Consider the following 20,561-nt stretch of genomic DNA (forward strand, 5'->3'; position numbering starts at 1 on the left):
TTGGCTGCGAATCCAACGCATATGCCGGTCGGGTTTTTTTATGCCTGCCATTTGCGCGGGCCCGCTCAATGACCGATGTCGCCCCTCCCGCTGGTGTCCTCGACGTGCCGACCGATTCGGTTGGCGTCGTCACGCCCCAGCGACTGCATTTCGACGAGCCGCTGAAGCTCCGCAACGGCACCCAGCTCGCCGGCTATGACCTGATGGTCGAAACCTACGGCACGCTCAACGCCGCTCGCAGCAATGCCGTGCTGGTGTGCCACGCACTCAATGCCTCGCATCATGTGGCCGGCATCGCCGCGGACAATCCGCGCGATATCGGCTGGTGGGACAACATGGTGGGCCCCGGCAAGCCGCTCGATACCAACCGCTTCTTCGTGATCGGGGTGAACAACCTCGGGTCGTGTTTCGGCTCGACCGGGCCGATGAGCATCAACCCGGCCACGGGCCAGCCGTACGGCGCGCTGTTTCCCGTGGTGACGGTCGAGGACTGGGTCAACGCGCAGGCCCGCGTGGCCGATCACTTCGGCATCACGCAGTTCGCGGCGGTGATGGGTGGCAGCCTGGGCGGCATGCAGGCGCTGGCCTGGAGCCTGATGTATCCGGAGCGGCTGCGCCATTGCATCGTGGTGGCGTCCACGCCCAAGCTGTCGGCGCAGAACATTGCGTTCAACGAGGTGGCGCGCAGTTCGATCCTGTCGGACCCGGACTTCCACGGCGGCAACTATTACGCGCACAACGTGAAGCCGAAGCGCGGCCTGCGCGTGGCCCGGATGATCGGCCACATCACGTACCTGTCCGACGAGGACATGGCCGAGAAATTCGGCCGGACGCTCAAGGCCGAGGACATCCAGTTCTCGTTCGACGTCGAGTTCCAGGTGGAGAGTTACCTGCGATACCAGGGCGACAAGTTCGCCGAGTACTTCGACGCGAATACCTACCTGCTGATCACGCGGGCGCTGGATTACTTCGATCCTGCGCTGACATTCGACGGCGACCTGACGCGGGCCATGGCGCAGACCAGTTCCAATTTCCTGGTGGTGAGCTTCAGCACGGACTGGCGTTTTGCGCCGAACCGCAGCCGCGAGATCGTCAAGGCGCTGCTCGACAACAAGCGCCGCGTGTCGTATGCGGAGATCGATGCCCCGCACGGCCACGACGCCTTCCTGCTCGACGATCCGCGCTATCACAACCTGATGCGCGCCTACTACGAACGCATTGCCGAGGAGATCGGTGCATGAACGCCGCCACCAATCCCAATATCCTCGCGCTGCGCCCTGACTTCCGCGCCATCGCGCGCTGGATCGAACCCAACTCCAGCGTGCTCGATGCCGGCTGCGGCGACGGCAGCCTGCTGCGCGTGCTGCAGGACGAACTGGACGTGCATGCCTATGGCATCGAGATCCGCGACGAGGGCGTGCTGGCCTGCGCGCAGAAGGGTGTTCACGTAATCCAGCAGAACCTGGAGGGTGGACTGGCACTGTTCGAGGACAAGAGCTTCGACACGGTGATCCTGTCGCAGACGCTGCAGACCATCCACAACACGGCCCAGGTGCTGCGCGACACGCTGCGCGTGGGGCGCGAATGCATCGTCTCGTTCCCGAATTTCGGTTACTGGCCGCATCGGCTGTCGGTATTCCGGGGCCGCATGCCGGTGTCGGAGTCGCTGCCGTACCAGTGGTACAACACGCCGAACGTGCGCGTGCTGACCATTGGCGATTTCGAGGAACTGGCGCCCAAGGTCGGCCTGCGCGTGCTGGATCGCGTGGTGATGCACGAAGGCGTGACCGTCAACTGGGGCGTGAACTGGCGCGGCAGCCTGGCCGTGTATCGCGTCACGGCGGTGTGACGATGGCGTAACGGAAGGGGCGTGGCGTAGCGACTAGCTTGACGCAACCCTCTGGCGGGCATACCGTACGGATTCATCGAACGACCGTACTATTTTCTGCCATGACGCAAGCGCCCCTCCATCCGCTCGATCACGCCCTGCAACTCGAACCCGCCGGCGAACACCGCTACCTGGGCCATACGAGCCAGGCTTACTGGAACATGATCGGCCCGTTTGGCGGTGCCACGGCGGCCGTGATGCTGCAGGCGGCGCTCGCTCATCCCGAGCGGCTGGGCGACCCCAGCGCACTGACCGTCAACTTTGCCGGCCCGATTGCGGAAGGACCGTTCGAAGTGGTGGCGCGTCCGTCGCGCACCAATCGCTCGACCCAGCACTGGCACCTCGAACTCCTGCAGAACGGCGAGATCACGACCACCGGCAGCGCCGTGTTCGCGGTGCGGCGCGAGACCTGGAATTGCGGCGAGGCGAAGATGCCCGAAGTGCCGGCGGCTGAGGGACTGCCGCGCATGGGTGGCTTTGCGCCGGTCAAGTGGATCGGCAGCTATGACATGCGCGCGGTGCGTGGCGCCAAGCCCAACGCAGCGGTGGGTACTGAAAATCCGGACAGCCTGACGCAATTCTGGATTCGCGACGAGCCGGCGCGCACGCCCGACTATGCCGCCGTCGCAGCCCTGTGTGACGCCTTCTACCCGCGCATTTTTCTCAAGCGCGCCGGGTTTGTGCCCGCCGGCACGGTGTCACTGACCACTTATTTCCACGCCGATGCCGCCACGCTGGCCGCGCTCGGTGATCGCCATGTACTGGGCAGCGCCCAGGCGCGCGTGTTTCGGCAGGGGTTCTTTGACCAGACGGCGGAGATCTGGAGTCCGGAAGGCGAGTTGCTCGCCACCTCCCATCAAATCGTCTACTACAAAGAATAATCAGGCAGTGCGCGCGCCAGCCACCGGCTCAGGCTCGCGCGCCTGCGCCTCGTAGCGGTGGACCGTGCGGCGCATCGCCCAGAGCAGGACCACGCCGGGCACGGCGGCCACGACGGTGCCGAGGTAGAACGGCGCCCAGCCCCAGGCTTCCACCATGTAGCCCGAGGTGGGACCCACGTAGACGCGTCCGATCGATGCCAGCGCGGACAGCAGCGCGTACTGCGTGGCCGAGAATGACCGGTTGCACAGCGTCATCAGCAACGCCACGAACGCGGCGGTGCCCATGCCGCCACACAGGTTCTCGATGGCGATGGTCGCGCCCATCGACCACAGGTGGGGCGGCGTGACCGACAGCACCCAGTAGCCGAGGTTGGAGACCGCCTGCAGGATGCCGAACAGCATCAGCGAGCGGTACAGGCCGAGCCGCACCATCAGCGATCCGCCGAACAGTGCGCCGATGATCGTCGCGGCCAGCCCGAGCGTCTTGTTGACGATGCCGACCTCGCCCGGATCGAAGCCCAGCCCGCGGATCAGGAAGGTGGTGGACAGGCTGCCGGCAAAGGCGTCGCCAAGCTTGTAGAGCACGATCAGCAGCAGCAGCCACCACGCGCCCTGACGGCCGAAGAAATCGCGCAGCGGACCGAACACCGCTTCTTCAAGTGTGCGCGGCGCGCGCGCTGGCACATCGGGTTCCGGCGCCCAGGCCAATGTCAACAGGCCGATGCCCATCAGCCCGGCCATGCACAGGTACATGTTCGACCAGCCCAGCACCCGATCCGCCAGATACAGTGCGAGCCCGCCGGACACCAGCATTGCCAGCCGATAGCCGAGTACCTTGATGGCCGCACCGAGTCCGCGTTCGCTCGGTCGCAGCACGTCGGTGCTGTAGGCATCGAACACGATGTCTTGCGAGGCCGACAGGAAGGCCACCAGCGTAGCCAGTGCGGCCAGTGCCCAGAGCGCCTGCTGTGGCGGACAGAACGCCATGGCAGCGATGCTTGCCATGAGGCCGAGCTGGGTCAGCAGCAGCCAGCCGCGCCGCCGTCCGAGCAACGGCGGCGTGTAGCGATCCATCAGCGGCGCCCACAGGAACTTGAAGATATAGGCTTGCCCGACCAGCGAGAAGAAGCCGATCGTCTTGATGTCGAGCCCTTCCACGGTCATCCACGCCTGCAACGTGCCGGAGGTCAGCGCCAGCGGCAGCCCCGAGGCGAAGCCGAGCGTGAGCATGGCGGCGAACCGGGGATTCCTGAAAAATTCGAGGTAAGTGAGGAGATTCATGTTGGGGAGGCGCAAAGGCTGGCGTGTATTATTGCATCACCCGTTCGCGCCGCCGCCACCTTTATCGTCCCCGACACCATGCGTCAGACCTGCTTGCGCGCCGCCCTGGCCGCTACGATTTTCGCGTTGGCGCTGCCTGCCATGGCACAGGGGGTGGCAGTGGTAGCCGCGCCCGACGACGGCGTGCGCGTGGAGCGCAACGACTCCCGCGTGCGGATGATCGTGCCGATGGAGGTGATCGACCAGCAGGCCGCCCGAGAGTACGAGCAGGTCCGGCAGGAAGCCATCGCCAAGAAAACCCTGCTCGGCGACGATCATCCCCAGGTGCAGCGCCTGCGCGAAATCGGCGTTCGCCTGCTGCCGCAGACCGTGCTCTGGAATCCGCGTGCCGGACGCTGGCCGTGGGAAATCAACGTGATCCGCTCGAAGCAGGTCAACGCCTTCTGCATGCCGGGCGGCAAGATGGCCGTCTATACCGGCCTGCTCGACGACCTCAAGCTGACCGATGACGAAGTGGCCATGGTGATGGGCCACGAGATCGCCCATGCGCTGGAGGAGCATGCCCGGCAGCGCGCAGCCCAGGCCGAGATCTCCAACCTGGGCGCCAACGTGGTGTCGCAACTGACTGGCTTCGGCAATCTCGGCAACATGGACATTGCCACGCGTGCCAAGGTGCTGTCGCTACGTTTCTCCCGCCGGGAGGAGACCGAGGCCGACCTGATCGGGATGGATATCGCCGCCCGCGCCGGCTACGACCCGCGCGCGGCCATCACGCTGTGGCGCAAGATGGGAACGGTGCTGCAGGCCGGGGACGAGTTCACGTCGACCCACCCGTCGGGCCGCAGCCGTATCGCCGTGCTCGAAGCCCACATGAACGAAGTGCTTCCGCTCTACGCGCAGGCCATGAGCATGCCGATGGACAAGCTGCCGATGCACCAGCCCAACATGGCCAACCTGGGCGGCGCCCCGGTGGATGCTGGCGACGAGGATCAGCGCAGTCCGCTGAAAAAGTAGGGCTCGGCCGCGCTCCATCGCCTGCGGCCACCCATGAAAAAACCGGCTCCTGGGAGCCGGTTTTTCTTTGCGCTGACGCCGTAGCGTCGACGGCTTCGTCAGGCTTTCAGGCCAGCGGCCTCGTCGGCACCGAGGCGCACGTTCATGCACTGCACCGCCGCGCCGGCGGCACCCTTTCCGAGGTTGTCCAGACGGGCCACCAGGTTCAGGTTGTTCTCGTTGCCGAACACGAACAGGTCCACGCGGTTCGTGTCGTTGCTGGCCTGCACGTCGAAGAAACCGTGGTCGAGGTTCTCGTCGGCATTGAACGGATGCACGCGGACGAACTGCTCGCCTTCGTAGTGCTTGCGGTAGATGTCGAGAATCGCCTCGGCATCGACCTTGCGCGATAGCAGCGACGGGAACACCGGCACCGTCACCGACAGGCCCTTGAGGAAGTTGCCGACGATCGGATTGAAGATCGGCGCCTGGGCCAGGCCAGCCTGCACGCGCATTTCCGGCAGGTGCTTGTGCGCGAGTCCCAGTGCGTACGGACGCGGGCTCATCAGCTTCGGATTACCGCCAGCCTCGAACTCCGCAATCATCGACTTGCCGCCGCCGCTGTAGCCGGTCAGCGAAAATGCCGTGGCCGGGTAGTTGGCCGGCATCAGGCCCGCTTCCACCAGCGGACGCACCGCCATCACAAACGCGCTGGCGTGGCAGCCCGGCACCGCAATGCGGTTGCTGGCGCGGATCTTCTCGCGCTGCCCACGGGTCAGTTCGGGCAGGCCATAGGCCCAGTTGTCGGCCGTGCGGAACGCCGTGCTGGCGTCGATCACGCAGGTATTGGGATTGGTCACCAGCGATACGGCCTCGCGCGAGGCCACGTCCGGCAGGCAGAGGAACGACACGTCCGAGGCATTCAGAAAGCGTGCGCGTTCCTGCGGATCCTTGCGCTTGTCATCGGCAATGCGCAGCAGCTCGACATCGCTGCGACCCGAGAGATAGTCAAGCAGCCGGAGACCGGTGGTGCCTTCCTGACCATCGACGAACACTTTGAAAACCATGGCGGACTCACTCTGAAAAATGCAAATGCGAAAAGTCTCACATCCCTGGGGGGCGAGATACCCCGCATTGTAACGAGGTTGGAGGCGGGTCGCAGGGTTTACGCCGAATTGGGACGCACCCCGGAACTTCCCCTCAAAGTCATCACGGCGCCACTTTCTTCACAACGGAAAGTCGTAGTCGATCGACAGTGGTGCGTGGTCGCTGAACTTCTCGTCCTTGTAGATCGCGCAGCCCTTGGCGGTGGCGGCGATCTTCGCGGTGGTCAGGTGGTAATCGATACGCCACCCGACGTTCTTGGCGTAGGCCTGTCCGCGGTTGCTCCACCATGTGTACTGGTCGGGCCGGGGGTCGAGCTGGCGGAAGACGTCCACATAGCCGTGGCTGTCGAACAGAGCACCGATCCACGCGCGTTCTTCGGGCAGGAAGCCTGAGTTCTTCAGGTTGCCCTTCCAGTTCTTGATGTCGATTTCCTTGTGCGCGATGTTGACGTCGCCGCACAGCACGATCTCGCGTCCGGTGGCCTTCAGCGCCAGCAGGTGGGGCAGGAAGGCTTCCATGAAGCGGAATTTCGCGAGCTGGCGCTCCTCGCCGCTGGAGCCGGATGGCACATAGACCGAAATCACGGCCAGGTGCGGATACTGCACCTCGACGTAGCGGCCTTCGGCATCGAATTCGGCGCAGCCGAATCCCGTGACGACCCGCTCGGGCTTGTGGCGCGTGTAGAGACCCACGCCGCTATAGCCCTTCTTCTCCGCATAGTGGAAGAAGCCGTGGTAGCCATGTGGCGCCAGGAACGCCTCGGTCATGTCGGCTTCCTGAGCCTTGAGTTCCTGCACGCAGACCATGTCTGCGTCCTGCTTGCCCATCCACTCGAAGAAGCCTTTCTTGGAGGCCGAGCGGATGCCGTTGAGGTTGGCGCTGATAATCCGTAACATCTCGGGAAATTTTGAAAATCAGAGAGAAAAGAATGACGCAGCAGACCACGCCGGACGACCTCAGCCAGTCCTTTATCCGCTTTGCACTGGATGCGGGCGTGCTGTCCTTCGGCGAGTTCGTGACCAAGGCCGGACGCAAGTCGCCGTATTTCTTCAACGCCGGCCTGTTCAACCAGGGCGCCATGCTGGGCCAGGTGGCGCAATTCTACGCGAAGACCCTGCTGGACTCGGGCGTGGAGTTCGACGTGCTGTTCGGGCCGGCCTACAAGGGCATCACGCTGGCCTCGGCCACGGCGGTGGCGCTGGCCGGTATGGGACGTGACGTCGGGTTTGCCTACAACCGCAAGGAAGCCAAGGACCATGGCGAGGGCGGCACGCTGGTGGGCGCCAAGCTGCGCGGCAAGGTGGTGATCGTGGACGATGTGATCTCGGCGGGCACCTCGGTGCGCGAGTCGATGCAGATGATCCGTGCGGCCGGCGCCGAGCCCGCTGCCGTGCTGATCGCACTGGACCGCATGGAAAAGAGCGGCACCGCCGACAACATCGGCACGCATTCCGCCGTGCAGGACGTACAGCGCGAATTCGGTGTGCCGGTGATCAACATCGCCTCGCTCAAGGATCTGCTGGCCTATCTGGATGCGTCGCAAGACCCCGCGCTCGGGAACTCCCGGGCCGCTGTGGCTGCCTACCGTGAGAAGTACGGCGTCTGACAGCACACAATACGACGGCCCCGCTTGGGGCCGTTTTCATTTCCAGGGATTCCAGGGAGCATCGGCGTGGCGAAGAATCGGCGGCAGGACGTGGCAGCGGTCAAGAAGCAGGTCGGCGCGCAGGGCGCACCCCCGCAGGATTCTTCCCCTGATGCCGCCACGCCGGCCAAGGCGAAACGCAGTGCAGCCAAAAGCGAATCGCTGCCGTTCACGCATTGCGCCCCCGATGCGCCGCCGCACACCGGCCCGGCCCACGAAGCCTATGCCATCCGCGCGCTGGTGCTGCAGGGTGGCGGGGCGCTCGGCTCGTATCAGGCGGGCGTCTACCAGGGACTGTCGGAAGGCGGCATCCATCCGAACTGGGTGGCGGGAATTTCCATCGGCGCACTGAATGCGGCCGTGATCGCCGGCAATCCGCCTGAAACACGTGTGGCGCAACTGCGCGCGTTCTGGGAGTACATCTGCGCCCAGCCGTGGTTGCCCGGTTTGCCGCTCGATCTGCTGACCGAGGCCGCGCCGATGTGGCCCGAGCCGATGCGTATCTGGTTCGATAGCGTCAACGCAGCGCGGGCATTGGTGGAGGGGCAACGCGGCTTCTTCACACCACGCGCCGTGACGGACCTCTGGGCGCGCCGCGACGATCCGGGCAGTGCCAGCTACTACGACACCGCGCCGCTCAAGGCCACGCTGGAGCGCTTTGTCGATTTCGACCGCGTGAACCGCTCGAAAGAGATGCGTGTCTCCGTGGGCGCGGTCAACGTGAAGACCGGCAACTTCGCCTACTTCGACAACACGCGCATGACGCTGCGGGCCGAGCATTTCATGGCATCGGGCGCCTTGCCGCCGGGCTTTCCGGCCGTGGAGATCGATGGCGAGTACTACTGGGATGGCGGGCTGGTGTCGAATACGCCCTTGCAGGAAGTGCTGGTGGCCCAGCCGCGCAAGGATGCGCTGATCTTTCAGGTCGATCTGTGGAGCGCGCGCGGCAAGCTGCCGCACAACCTGCTGGACGTGGCCGAGCGCCAGAAGGACATCCAGTATTCCAGCCGCACGCGGGCGATCACCGACGTCATGCGCGAGCAGCAGAACTATCGCCGCATGTTGAGCGAGGTGATGGCGCTGGTGCCACCGTCGAAGCGCGACGATCCGTGGTTCAAACGCGCGGCCGATCATGCCTGCGACGCGCGCCGCAACGTGATCCAGCTGATCTATCGCGACAAATCGTTCGAGGGCAGCGCCAAGGATTACCAGTTCGGTGTGCTGACGATGCACGAGCACTGGTCGAGCGGCCTCGACGATATCCGCGACACGCTCAAGCATCCGCACTGGCTCGCGATGCCGGGGCCGGAACGGCCCTTCGTCACCCATGACGTGCATCGCGGGAACGGAGATACCTGAGCGTCGGGCTTACTCCACCACGAGCTTGGCCAGTTCCGGCTTCGGCGGCGGATACTCCGGCTTGAGCTGGGCGAAGACCGCGCGCAGGATCTCTGCCACCATCAGGTTACGGTGCGTCTTGGAATTGGCCGGCACGATGTACCACGGATTGGCGGGCGTGGCCGTGGCGGCGATGGCCGCTTCATAGACGCGCTGGTACTCATTCCAGAACTTGCGTTCGGCCAGGTCCTGCGCGTCGAATTTCCAGTGCTTCTGCGGATCGCCGATACGCTGCTCCAACCGATCCTTCTGCTCGTCCTTCGATATGTGGAGAAAGCACTTGACGATGGTCGTGCCGGTCTCCGTGAGCATCTGCTCGAACGCGCGGATCTGCTGATAGCGCCGCGCGCATTCGGCATCGTCGATCCAGCCGTGCACGCGCGTGATCAGCACGTCCTCGTAATGGCTGCGGTTGAAGACGACGATTTCGCCCTTGCGCGGCACCTGCGCATGCACGCGCCACAGGTAGTCGCGCGCCAGTTCCTCGGCAGTCGGCGCCTTGAAGCTGACCACGCGTAGCCCGAGCGGATCGAAGCTGCGGAAGACACCGCGCACGGTGCCATCCTTGCCACTGGTATCCATGCCTTGAAGGATGACCAGCAGCTTGCGCGAGTGCTCGGCGTAGAAGATGTCCTGCTGCTTGTCGAGCCAGTCCGAGATTTCGGTTACACGCGCCTGGTCGATGGCCTTGGTGCTGCCAGAGAGTGGCTTGGACTTGGGATCGAAGGATTCCAGCTTGAAAGACTTGCCGGAGGTAATGCGGAAATCGTCCAGATTCATGGGCTCTCCGAGAACGGGGCCGGGCGGCCCCGCGTTCCTCATGACCTCCCGGACCGTGCGGGAGGCAAGCCCTCATGGTCAGGCAGGCAGCATGGCCAGGTCAATAGACCCTTCGAATACCGTCGTGGCCGGACCAGTCATCTGCACCGGCTGGCCCACGCCATCCCAGGCGATGGTCAGGTCGCCGCCATGCGTATGGACCTTGACCGGAGAGTCGAGCAGGCCACGATGGATGCCCGCCACCACCGCCGCGCAGGCGCCGGTGCCGCAGGCCAGCGTTTCACCGGCGCCGCGTTCGAATACGCGCAGCCGGATGGTCTGGCGGTTCACGATCTGCATGAAGCCGGCATTGACGCGATTCGGGAAGGTCTTGTGATGCTCGATCACGGGGCCATCCTGCAGCACCGGGAACTGTTCCACATCCTCGACGACCTGCACCGCATGCGGATTGCCCATCGATACGGCGGAGATCCATGCCGTACGGCCGTTGACCTCCAGGCCGTAGAGCGTGTCGCTGCCCTCGGTGCGCGTGGGCAGGCCGGCTGGCACGAACGGCACGCGGGCAGGCGTCAGTTCGGGCGCGCCCATGTCCACGGTCACCTGGCCGTCATCCTGCAGCGTCAGCGTGATGATGCCGTTCATGACTTCCACGCGCACCGTGCGCTTGTCGGTCATGCCCTTCTCGCTGACAAATCGCACGAAGCAGCGCGCGCCGTTGCCGCAGTGCTCCACCTCGCCGCCATCGTTATTGAAGATGCGGTAGCGGAAATCGACATCGTCGCGCTCGGATTTCTCGACGATCAGGATCTGGTCCGCGCCGATGCCGAAATGCCGGCTGGCCAGCGCACGCCACTGGGCGTCGGTCAGGTCGAGCTTCTGGTGGATGCCGTCCAGCACGATGAAATCGTTGCCGGCGCCATGCATTTTGGTGAACTGGAGTTTCATGCTCGGCATTGTAATCAGTAGATGTCAGGTTCGCCGGGCGGCCGGTGCTTGAAGCGTTTGTGCACCCAGTAGTAATCCGCCACACGCGGGCGGATCGCGTCCTCGAAGAACTGGTTCATGCGGCGCGTATCTTCCGTGACGCTCTCGCCGGGATAGTTGTCCCAGGCCGGCAGAATGTGCAGCACATAGCCCTTGTAGTCGGGCAACTGCTCCGTGTAGATCGGCACCACCTGTGCGCCGGAGGCGCGGGCCAGGCGTGATACCACGGTCAGCGTCAGCGCCGGCGCGCCGAAAAACGGGATGAATTCGGAGTCGCGCGGGCCGAAATCCATGTCGGAGATCAGTTGAAGCGCCTCGCCTTGCTTGAGCACGCGCAGGATGCTACGCGCGCTGTCATTGCGCGAAATCATGTTGGCGCCAAAGCGCCCCCGCGCGACCTTGAGGAAGTTGTCGAACAGTTCGTTCTTCTGCACCGTGTACAGCGAGGCACCCGAGCGGCCCACAGTGTCGCGCAGATGCATCGTCAGGCGGATGGCACCGGCTTCGAGGCCGGATAGATGCGGCGTGACAAGAATGTGCGGCGTGCCGTCGAGCGCGGGAAGGTTGGCCTGATCGTCGATCTGCACGAGGCGGCGCATCTTGTCCTCTCCGCACGTCCAGAAAATGCCGCCTTCGGCCAGGCTGCGAAACACCTTGCGGAAGGTTTCGTGCGACATGGCTTCGATTTCCGCAGCAGATTTTTCCGGAAAGCACAGGCGCAGGTTGGCGCGTACGACCTCGCGGCGCGAACTGGGAATCCGGTACAGCAGGCTGCCCAGCGCCTCGCCGAAACGGGCGACAAAGGAATACGGAAGCTTGCCCAGCAAGGTCAGCAGACCGATACCGAGCGAGGTAAATATGCGGCTCATCAATGATTTTGGGTCGTGGTGTCGGGCGAAACTGGCGCGGAGGCCATCGTTGCCGGTGGCGGTTCGGCGCCACCTGGTTGCTTGTAGCGGTTATAGCCCCACAGGTACTGGGTCGGATCGATCTTGATCAAGTCTTCGATGGCGGCGTTGATCGTGGCCGATGCGGCGGCGGGGTCGTCGGGCAGCCTGCCGTTGTCGCCGAGCACGCGCACATGGCCGCGATAACCCTGCCCGTGCGGCAGCCGTTGCGCATAGATCATGACCACCGGTGCGCCGGTCAGTTGCTGCAAACGATGGACCAGCGTCATCGAATAAGCCGGCTTGCCATAGAACGGCGCCCAGGTGCCCTCACCACCACTCGGTACCTGATCGGGAAGAATGCCGAGGGCCTCGCCGCGCTTGAGCGCCTTGACCAGCATGCGCACGCCGCGCGGAGTGGCGGGCGCCATGGCCAGGTTGGGCCGGGTGCGCATGCGTTCGACAAACTCGCGCAGCCAGGGCTGGTGCGGCGGCTTGAACAGGCAGGTAATGGGACGGAGCCGGGCGTGCGAGAGCGGCAGGATCTCGAAACAGCCCAGGTGCGGCGTGGTGAGAATCAGGCCGTTGCCCTGACTCTGGAGCCGGTCCATCTCGGGCCAGAGGTGATCGTCGAAGCAATCGGTCCGCACGGTGATCGACTTGCGGCTCCAGAAATACGGCATCTCGACGATGAGGCGGCCAGTATGGCGCGCGGCCTCCGCGATCATGGCATCGGTGGCGTCGGGGTAGGCGTGGCGGAAGTTCTCCACGAGCCGCCGCCCATAGCGGCCGGGGAGCCGGGCCGCCAGCAGTCCCAGCGCGCCGCCAATGGCGTGCAGGACGCGCAGGGGCAAGCGGGAAATGAGCCAGAAGATAAAGGTCATGAGGGAGAAAGGGGAAATCGATCCCGGGATGAATCTTGTGTAATCGTCTCGTACATCACGTCGCGTGATCGGCAGGGCGCTGCCAAACTTCAGCCCTGAATCGAGCCGAATAACGTCCGGTATGGGCGCCTGCTTGCTCGATTGGACCCGATGCAGCATCCCCGGTCGCGGCGTATAATACCGCCCATCGCCGAGTTAACTGACAACTTGCGGGGCGATACCGCTCGATAAGAGTGGCCTAAATACCGCTAAAGCGTCGCCGCACGGTTTTCAGGGTGGCGCGCAATAGCCACATAGCCAACCTGGAGAACCTAGATCGTGTCGAACGATTTCCTCTTTACTTCGGAATCTGTCTCCGAAGGCCATCCCGATAAAGTAGCCGACCAGATTTCGGACGCCATCCTGGACGCCATCCTGGCTCAGGACAAGTATTCGCGTGTGGCTGCCGAGACGCTTTGCAACACCGGTCTGGTCGTGCTGGCGGGTGAAATCACCACGACTGCGAACGTCGACTACATCCAGGTCGCACGCGACACCATCAAGCGCATCGGCTACGACAACACCGACTACGGCATCGACTACAAGGGCTGCGCCGTGCTGGTGGCCTATGACAAGCAATCCCCGGACATCGCCCAGGGCGTGGATCGCGCCTCGGACGACTACCTGAACCAGGGTGCTGGCGACCAGGGCCTGATGTTCGGCTACGCCTGCGACGAGACCCCGGAACTGATGCCGTTCCCGATCTATTACTCGCACCGCCTGGTCGAGCGCCAGTCGCAACTGCGCCGTGACGGCCGCCTGCCCTGGCTGCGTCCGGATGCCAAGTCGCAAGTGACGGTGCGCTACGTGGACGGCCGTCCGCACAGCGTGGACACCGTGGTGCTGTCGACCCAGCATCACCCGGACGTCACGCAAGCCCAGATCCGCGAAGCCGTGATCGAGGAAATCATCAAGCCGGTGCTGCCGGCCGAGATGCTCAAGGAAACCAAGTTCCTGGTGAACCCGACCGGCCGTTTCGTGATTGGCGGCCCGCAAGGCGATTGCGGTCTGACCGGCCGCAAGATCATCGTCGATACGTACGGTGGTGCTTCGCCGCACGGCGGCGGCGCGTTCTCGGGCAAGGACCCGTCGAAGGTGGACCGCTCGGCGGCCTACGCTGCACGCTATGTGGCCAAGAACATCGTGGCCGCGGGCATTGCGCGCCAGTGTCAGGTGCAGGTCAGCTACGCCATCGGCGTGGCGCGTCCGATCAACGTGACCGTGTACACGGAAGGCACCGGCAAGATCTCCGACGAGAAGATTGCCGAACTGGTGCAGGAACACTTCGACCTGCGTCCGAAGGGCATCGTCCAGATGCTGGACCTGCTGCGCCCGATCTACGAGAAGACCGCTGCCTACGGCCACTTTGGCCGCGAAGAGCCGGAATTCTCGTGGGAAGCGACCGACAAGGCCGCCATCCTGCGCGCTGCCGCCGGCCTGTAAGTCTCCGGGCTCCGGCCCCATGAAAGAACCCCGCCGGTCCTTGCGGATCGCGCGGGGTTTTTTGTTGGTCTCGCATCACATGTTGGTGGGGCGTCAGGCGAGTTAGAATCCGGCCATCCCAAGAGAAACCGATCAAGCGGAATTGCCATGTCCCTGGACCTGATCCGTACCCAGCCCTATACCGAGTGGTCGCCCGAGGTGTCGCCGGAAACGCGTGCGACGCTGCGCCGCGAGCTGGAGCAGGGCGCCGTGCTGTATTTCCCGAATCTCGATTTCAAGTTCACGCCGGGCGAGGAACGCTTTCTCGATCCGCGCTACTCGGATGGCAAGTCGAAGAACATCAACCTGCGCGCCAACGAGACGGCGGTGCGCGGCGCGGCAGGCACCGAACAGGACCTGACCGATCTGTACAACCTGATCCGCCGCTATGCGGAATCCAGCGAAGCACTGATCCACGCGCTGTTTCCCGAATACGCGGGACACATGACACGTGCGGGCACGTCGCTGCGCCCGAGCGAGATCGCCGGCCGGCCCGTGAGCTGGCGCAAGGACGATACGCGGCTGCACGTGGATTCGTTCCCGTCCAATCCGATGCTCGGCAAGCGCCTGCTGCGCGTGTTCCATAACATCGATCGCGAAGCCCCGCGCGTGTGGCGAGTGGGTGAGCCGTTTGGCGATTTCGCGAAGCATTTCGTGCCGAAGACGCATGGCATGTGGCCGGGCCAGGCATGGCTCATGAAGACGTTGCACATTACCAAGCGCACGCGCAGCGAGTACGACCATCGCATGCTGCAGCTGCACGATCTGGCCAAGGCCGATCTCGACTACCAGAAGTCCGTGCCGCAGCAGGAATTCCATTTCCCGCCGGGCGCCACGTGGATCGTGTTCAGCGATCAGTTGCTGCACGCGGCGATGCGCGGCAAGGCGATGATGGAACAGACGATCTATCTGGACCCGGCAGCAATCGGGGATCGCACGCATTCGCCGGAGGCGGTGTTGTCGCGGATGCTGGGGAGGCAGATGGTGGAGGCTTGAGTCTTTGCTATCCCGCCCGGTTTTTACTCCCCTCTCGCTTGGTTTTTACTCCCCTCTCCCGCAAGGCGGGAGAGGGGAGCAAACAATGGGGAAGAGCGAAGCGCTTACCCCATCAACATCTTCACCATTGATTCAAACCGCTTTCCATACGGCGCCTTCAACAGCCCTGCGCCATTCAATCCCGCCTGATAAAACACCGGCTTGATCTTCGAGAACGTCTCGAATCCAGCCTGCCCGTGATACGCGCCCATGCCGCTGGGGCCGACGCCGCCGAACGGCAGGTTGTCCTGGGCGATATGGAAGAGCGTGTCGTTGACGGTCACGCCGCCGGCCACAGTCTGGCGCATCACGTGGTCCACCACATCGCCGTTCTTGTCGAATACATACAGCGCCAGCGGGCGCGGGCGGGCGTTCACGAAGCCGATGGCGTCGTCGATGTTGCGGTACGTCACCACGGGCAGGATCGGCCCAAAAATCTCCTCCTGCATCGCCTGGGTATCGACGGGCACATCGGTCAGCAGCACGGGCGGCAGGCGGCGCGCGGCAGCATCGGGCGCGGCGTCGGTCAGCGGCACGACGCGCGCGCCGGAGCGGGAGGCGGACTCGATCATCTCGGCCAGGCGCGCAAAATGGCGCGGGCTGATGATGCTCGTGAAGTCGGGGTTGCGTGCGATGTCGGGATAGAGCCGGGCCACGCAGCGGCGCGCGGCTTCGACAAAGCGCTCCTGCTGGTCAGCCGGCACGAGCACGTAGTCAGGCGCGATGCAGGTCTGGCCGGCGTTGAGCAGCTTGCCGACCAGGATGCGCTCGACCGCCCGCTCGAAATCGGCACCCGGCCCGATGATGGCGGGCGATTTGCCGCCCAGTTCCAGCGTCACCGGTGTCAGGTTGGCGGCGGCGGCTTTCATCACGTGGTGGCCGACGTTGGTCGAACCCGTGAACAGCAGATGATCGAACGGCAGCGCGCTGAACGCAGCGGCTACCTGTGCATCGCCGTTGACGACAGTCACCTCGTCCGGCGCAAAGGTGGTCTGCACCAGTTTCGCGAACAACTCGGAAAACCGCGGCGTGAACTCCGATAACTTGATCATCGCCCGGTTGCCAGCCACGAGGGCGCCGGCCAGCGGACCGATCGCCAGGTAGAGCGGATAGTTCCACGGCACGACGATCCCGACCACGCCGAGTGGTTGCGGCATCAACCGCGATTTGGCTGGCAGGAACCAGAGCCCGGTCTTCACGCGACGCACGCGCATCCAGCGCTTGCCGTGGCGCAGCGCATCGTCGATGCCGGCCAGGCTCGGGAATACCTCCAGCAGCGCGGTTTCCTGACGGGGACGATTCGTGAAATCGGCACTGATCGCCGCGGCAATGGCTTCGTGGTTGTCGCGCACCAGCCGCTTGAGCCGTCGCAGCCGGTCTGCGCGGATGTCCCATGACGGCGTCTGGTCGTGGCGCGAGGCAGCGCGCATGGCGTCGAACACCGTCGACATGGCGGGGACTTCTCTCATTGGCGCTGTCTCCTTCCTGGAATCGTGAGTCCGTGGCGTCTTGTCCATGGGCCATCGGGCACCATAAGCCAGCCCGCCCGTTATATCAATGGAGGACTTCTCCCAAACGCCCCGGGCCAGGCGTTGGGTGGCATTGGGTGGGGCAGCACGCCGATGCGGGGTTGCACTGCTTCACCAGCCGGATGGCAGCGCCTACACTGGATTTTCGCGGCTGGCGTGCGCCGTGGCGTGACGGGGATACGGATGGAAACGACCTTTGACTATCTCGTCGTAGGGGCTGGATCGGCCGGCTGCGCGCTGGCGGGACGGCTGGCCGACAGCGGCAGCGACACCATCGCGCTGCTTGAGGCCGGCGGACACGACCATCATGTGCTGGTCCGCACACCTGCCGGACTCGCCGCCATGCTGCCGCGCGCCGGGGCGCGCAACTACGGCTTTCAGACCGTGCCGCAAACCGGACTCGACGGCCGGCGCGGCTATCAGCCCCGGGGGCGTGGGCTGGGCGGCAGTTCGTCGATCAACGCGATGATCTACACGCGCGGACGCCCCGCCGATTACGATGGCTGGGCTGCCAACGGCTGCGATGGCTGGTCGGGGACGACGTGCTGCCGTACTTCCGCCGCGCCGAGTGCAACGAGCGCGTGGCCGGCCATGACGACGATCCGCTGCACGGCGGTACAGGTCCCCTCCATGTGAGCGACCTGCGTTCGCCCAATCCATTCGTCCAGCATTTCATCGACGCCGCGCAGCATGCGGGCATCGTGCGCAATGATGATTTCAATGGCGAGGAACAGGAGGGCGTGGGCTGGTATCAGGTTACGCAGCACAACGGCGAGCGATGGAATGCCGCACGCGCTTATCTGCATGGTGGCAATGCACGCGATCGTCGCAGCAACGGCGGGCGCCCGCATCTCCATGTGATGACCGATACGCAGGTGCTGCGCATCCTGTTCGAAGGGCGACGAGCAGTGGGCGTGCTGGTCTGGCGCGATGGCCAGGAGGTGGTGCTGCACGCGCGCCGCGAGGTCATCGTCTCGGCGGGTGCCTTTGGCTCGCCCCAGTTGCTGATGGCATCGGGCGTGGGACCCGCTGCGCATCTGCGCGAACACGGCATTGCCGTCGTGAACGACCTGGCCGGCGTGGGCGCGAACCTGCAGGACCATGTCGATATCGCCGTGCATCGGCGCGTGGCGGTGGCGGAGCTATTCGGCTTGTCGTTCGGTGGCGTGCGGCGGCTGATTGGCGAGACGTTGCGCTATCGGCGCGACCGCAGTGGCATGATGTCCTCGAACTTTGCCGAAGCGGGCGCATTTGTGCGTAGCCGGCAGGGCTTGCCCGAGCCGGACCTTCAGTTGCACTTCGTGGTGGGCATGGCCGACGACCACATGCGGCGGCTGCGCGCGGGCCATGGCTATTCGTGCCACGTCTGCCTGCTGCGGCCACGCAGCCGTGGCGAGGTGCGGCTGGCGTCGCCGGACATGCGCGACGCGCCGTTGATCGATCCGCGCTACCTGTCCGATCCGCAAGACATGGAGGATCTGCTGGCTGGGCTGCGCATCGTGCAGGAGATTCTGGCGCAACCGCCGCTGGCCGTGTTCGGCGGACGGGCGTTGCATGAAGAGGGAAGGGCGGCGGCGAGCGATCTGATCCGGCGGCACGCGGATACGATCTACCACCCGGTGGGCACTTGCCGCATGGGCATGGATGCGATGGCCGTGGTGGACCCGCAGTTGCGCGTGCGCGGCGTGGAGGGTTTGCGCGTGGTGGACGCGTCGATCATGCCGACGCTGATCGGCGGCAATACAAATGCGCCTGCCATCATGATCGGGGAACGTGCGCATGATCTGATCCGGTTCGCGCCACATGTGACGTTGCGGATTAGAGAGGCGGCAGTGGCGGGGTAGCACGGTTCGTCTCCCGATGGTGTGTTCTCCCCTCTCCCGCTGTGCGGGAGAGGGGTTGGGGGAGAGGGTCGGAGGTTCTGCTTGCCGATGTGGGCAATTTGAACGGCTTGCCCTCTCCCCCGCCCCTCTCCCGCGCGCGGGAGAGGGGAGCAAACCGCGAGTAGTTGATGCGAGTTTCAACCCCGCATCTGAAACTGCCCCACCATCTCTCTCAACTTCCCGGCCTGTTCGTCCAGCGACTGCGCGGCCGCGGCGGCTTCTTCCACGAGTGCGGCGTTCTGCTGCGTGACCTGATCCATCTGCCCCACGGCGTGACCGACTTGTTCGATGCCGGCGCTTTGTTCCTGCGATGCGGCGGAGATCTCGGCGATGATGTCCGAGACGCGTTTCACGGCCTGGCGGATCTCGTTCATCGTGTTGCCTACGCCATGCGCCTGCGCGGAGCCGGTGCGCACGGTGTCTACCGATGCTTCGATCAACTCCTTGATCTCCTTGGCCGCGCTAGACGAGCGTTGCGCGAGGCTGCGCACTTCGCCTGCCACCACCGCAAATCCGCGACCCTGCTCGCCTGCGCGCGCAGCTTCCACGGCAGCGTTCAGCGCCAGGATGTTGGTCTGGAATGCGATGCCTTCGATCAGGTTGGTGATGTCGGCGATGCGGTTCGAGCTGCCGCTGATCGCGCCCATCGTATCCACCATCTGCTGCACCACCTGGTTGCCTTCGTCGGCCACCAGCGCGGCGTTCGAGGCCAGCGAAGAAGCCTGACGGGCGTTCTCGGCGTTCTGGCGCACCGTGGCCGTGAGCTGCTCCATGCTCGATGCGGTTTCCTCCAGCGATGCGGCCTGCTCTTCGGTGCGCGACGAGAGATCGACGTTGCCTGCTGCAATCTGCGCGGCGGCCACACTCACCGAGTCGGTGGAGCGGCGCACTTCGCGCAGCGTGCCGCCCACGCGCTCGATCAGCGTGTTGAACGAGCGTGCCGTCAGGCCGATTTCATCGAGGCGATCCACGGGCGCGCGGTGATCGAGGTCGAGCGACTGGCTGACGTGTTCCAGCGTGCCCTGAATTTCCGCGAGGCTGGTGCGGATGCGCTGGAAAAGCGAATACGCGAGGAACGCGGTCACGGCGGTAGCCAGCACGATCACAATCCAGAACAGGCGCACGGAGGCATCGTACTGGGCCTTGTTGTGCGCCACGGCTTGCTCACCGAGCTTCGTGTTGTATTCCAGATGTTCGTCGAGCGCCTTGCGTACGGCGTTGGATGCCACGTTGAGGTCGCCGGACGTGATCATCTTCTGCGTGGCGGCAAAGTCGTTGGCGCGCGAGCGTTCAAGGTACGCCACGGTGGATTCGCGATAGCGCTTCATCGCATCGCGGTCTGCTTCGAGCAGCTTGCGGTCCGTGGGGTCGGAGATATTGTTGCGCTCGTATTTGGCGACCAGGTCGTCAAAGCGCTTGTTGCCGCGTTCGAACAGGGCTTCGGCTTCGGTCTTGGCGCCGGCGTCGTCGCTCATGGCGTGGCGATACAGCGCCACACGCACGGTATTGAGCGCACCACTGACATTGTTGAGGTCGCGCACGCTGGTGAGCGTGTTGTCGTTGAAGTATTCGAAGCGCTCTTCGGATTTCTTCATCTGCCAGATACCGCCAAGGCCGACAAAGAGAAGCGCAAATAATGACAGGGAGAACGTGAGAAGCAGGCGTTTGCTGATATTCATGAGAGGCTTTGGCGGCACACGTTACTTGGCGCGGACCGTCCCGTTGTGACGACTTGGTTTTCGCAGCGGGCAGACAGCCCGTCGCCACAACGTTTACGGCACAGGGTTCACTCATTTGAGGTATCAATCCCGCAATGCAGCAAAGCCCTGTGCGATGTTCGCCATCCTCTCCCTTCAATCTCTCCG

The 20,561-nt window shown here is 64.4% G+C and carries 18 protein-coding genes and 1 pseudogene; 10 read left to right on the forward strand and 9 right to left on the reverse strand.

Annotation, left to right across the window (positions count from 1 at the left end; translation table 11 throughout):
* The first annotated feature begins 68 nt into the window (after window positions 1–68).
* From GA566_RS00840 to GA566_RS00850, 3 genes are all read left to right on the forward strand, one after another.
* Entirely contained in the window at window positions 69–1,241 is a 1,173-nt protein-coding gene (locus GA566_RS00840) for a homoserine O-acetyltransferase (protein ID WP_137923566.1), read from the forward strand.
* The gene (gene metW, locus GA566_RS00845) at window positions 1,238–1,849 is read left to right on the forward strand and encodes a methionine biosynthesis protein MetW (RefSeq protein ID WP_130392048.1); all 612 of its coding nucleotides are present in this window, start codon (window positions 1,238–1,240) and stop codon (window positions 1,847–1,849) included. The genes GA566_RS00840 and metW overlap by 4 nt, the downstream gene beginning before the upstream one ends.
* A 101-nt stretch (window positions 1,850–1,950) precedes the next feature.
* Entirely contained in the window at window positions 1,951–2,769 is an 819-nt protein-coding gene (locus GA566_RS00850) for an acyl-CoA thioesterase II (protein ID WP_160471213.1), read from the forward strand.
* Here the strand turns inward: GA566_RS00850 and GA566_RS00855 are convergent, their stop codons facing one another.
* Window positions 2,770–4,050, reverse strand: coding sequence for a muropeptide transporter (locus GA566_RS00855; protein WP_137923564.1), 1,281 nt, complete (start codon window positions 4,048–4,050; stop codon window positions 2,770–2,772).
* 78 nt (window positions 4,051–4,128) lie between these two features.
* Here GA566_RS00855 and GA566_RS00860 point away from each other — a divergent pair, with 78 nt between their 5' ends.
* The gene (locus GA566_RS00860; RefSeq protein WP_137923563.1) at window positions 4,129–5,064 is read left to right on the forward strand and encodes a M48 family metallopeptidase; all 936 of its coding nucleotides are present in this window, start codon (window positions 4,129–4,131) and stop codon (window positions 5,062–5,064) included.
* Between the two features lie 98 nt (window positions 5,065–5,162).
* On the opposite strand, the gene argC is transcribed toward GA566_RS00860, so the two are convergent.
* Together argC and GA566_RS00870 are read right to left on the reverse strand one after the other, a co-directional pair.
* The gene (gene argC / locus GA566_RS00865) at window positions 5,163–6,110 is read right to left on the reverse strand and encodes an N-acetyl-gamma-glutamyl-phosphate reductase (RefSeq protein ID WP_160471215.1); all 948 of its coding nucleotides are present in this window, start codon (window positions 6,108–6,110) and stop codon (window positions 5,163–5,165) included.
* A gap of 159 nt (window positions 6,111–6,269) precedes the next feature.
* Window positions 6,270–7,046: an exodeoxyribonuclease III gene (locus tag GA566_RS00870; protein ID WP_137923561.1), complete on the reverse strand. Its 777-nt coding sequence runs from the start codon at window positions 7,044–7,046 to the stop codon at window positions 6,270–6,272.
* 32 nt (window positions 7,047–7,078) lie between these two features.
* Between GA566_RS00870 and pyrE the strand changes: the two genes are divergently transcribed.
* Together pyrE and GA566_RS00880 are read left to right on the forward strand one after the other, a co-directional pair.
* On the forward strand, window positions 7,079–7,756 hold the full coding sequence (gene pyrE, locus GA566_RS00875) for an orotate phosphoribosyltransferase (protein WP_137923560.1): 678 nt from the start codon (window positions 7,079–7,081) through the stop codon (window positions 7,754–7,756).
* A gap of 66 nt (window positions 7,757–7,822) precedes the next feature.
* Entirely contained in the window at window positions 7,823–9,154 is a 1,332-nt protein-coding gene (locus GA566_RS00880; RefSeq protein ID WP_249359097.1) for a patatin-like phospholipase family protein, read from the forward strand.
* Window positions 9,155–9,163: 9 nt separating this feature from the next.
* Here GA566_RS00880 and GA566_RS00885 read toward each other — a convergent pair whose 3' ends face one another.
* From GA566_RS00885 to GA566_RS00900, 4 genes are all read right to left on the reverse strand, one after another.
* A complete protein-coding gene (locus GA566_RS00885; protein ID WP_160471217.1) occupies window positions 9,164–9,973 on the reverse strand; it encodes a PPK2 family polyphosphate kinase in 810 nt (269 codons plus the stop codon).
* Between the two features lie 78 nt (window positions 9,974–10,051).
* On the reverse strand, window positions 10,052–10,918 hold the full coding sequence (gene dapF, locus GA566_RS00890; protein WP_137923558.1) for a diaminopimelate epimerase: 867 nt from the start codon (window positions 10,916–10,918) through the stop codon (window positions 10,052–10,054).
* A gap of 14 nt (window positions 10,919–10,932) precedes the next feature.
* Window positions 10,933–11,826 (reverse strand): lipid A biosynthesis lauroyl acyltransferase, encoded by an 894-nt coding sequence (locus GA566_RS00895; protein ID WP_237380003.1) that lies wholly within the window; start codon window positions 11,824–11,826, stop codon window positions 10,933–10,935.
* Complete coding sequence (locus GA566_RS00900; protein WP_137923556.1) at window positions 11,826–12,728, reverse strand: lysophospholipid acyltransferase family protein; 903 nt, start codon at window positions 12,726–12,728, stop codon at window positions 11,826–11,828. The genes GA566_RS00895 and GA566_RS00900 overlap by 1 nt, the downstream gene beginning before the upstream one ends.
* Window positions 12,729–13,046: 318 nt before the next feature.
* On the opposite strand from GA566_RS00900, the gene metK reads away from it, so the two are divergent.
* Window positions 13,047–14,210, forward strand: a complete 1,164-nt coding sequence (gene metK / locus GA566_RS00905) for a methionine adenosyltransferase (protein WP_137923555.1) — start codon at window positions 13,047–13,049, stop codon at window positions 14,208–14,210.
* Between the two features lie 147 nt (window positions 14,211–14,357).
* Window positions 14,358–15,245, forward strand: coding sequence for a Kdo hydroxylase family protein (locus GA566_RS00910; protein ID WP_171020315.1), 888 nt, complete (start codon window positions 14,358–14,360; stop codon window positions 15,243–15,245).
* 104 nt (window positions 15,246–15,349) lie between these two features.
* Here the strand turns inward: GA566_RS00910 and GA566_RS00915 are convergent, their stop codons facing one another.
* Window positions 15,350–16,753 carry a coniferyl aldehyde dehydrogenase gene (locus tag GA566_RS00915; RefSeq protein ID WP_160471219.1) on the reverse strand — a complete coding sequence of 468 codons (1,404 nt, stop codon included), beginning with the start codon at window positions 16,751–16,753 and terminating at the stop codon, window positions 15,350–15,352.
* Window positions 16,754–16,996: 243 nt separating this feature from the next.
* Here GA566_RS00915 and GA566_RS33165 point away from each other — a divergent pair.
* Both GA566_RS33165 and GA566_RS33170 read left to right on the forward strand, forming a co-directional pair.
* Window positions 16,997–17,859 (forward strand): annotated as a pseudogene (locus GA566_RS33165) (GMC family oxidoreductase); the annotation flags it as partial.
* A gap of 372 nt (window positions 17,860–18,231) precedes the next feature.
* Window positions 18,232–18,657 (forward strand): GMC oxidoreductase, encoded by a 426-nt coding sequence (locus GA566_RS33170; protein WP_237380230.1) that lies wholly within the window; start codon window positions 18,232–18,234, stop codon window positions 18,655–18,657.
* A gap of 176 nt (window positions 18,658–18,833) precedes the next feature.
* Here the strand turns inward: GA566_RS33170 and GA566_RS00925 are convergent, their stop codons facing one another.
* Window positions 18,834–20,375 (reverse strand): methyl-accepting chemotaxis protein, encoded by a 1,542-nt coding sequence (locus GA566_RS00925; RefSeq protein ID WP_160471221.1) that lies wholly within the window; start codon window positions 20,373–20,375, stop codon window positions 18,834–18,836.
* Window positions 20,376–20,561 lie beyond the last annotated feature (186 nt).

It is taken from the genome of Cupriavidus sp. SW-Y-13, from assembly GCF_009793345.1.
GTDB lineage: Bacteria > Pseudomonadota > Gammaproteobacteria > Burkholderiales > Burkholderiaceae > Cupriavidus.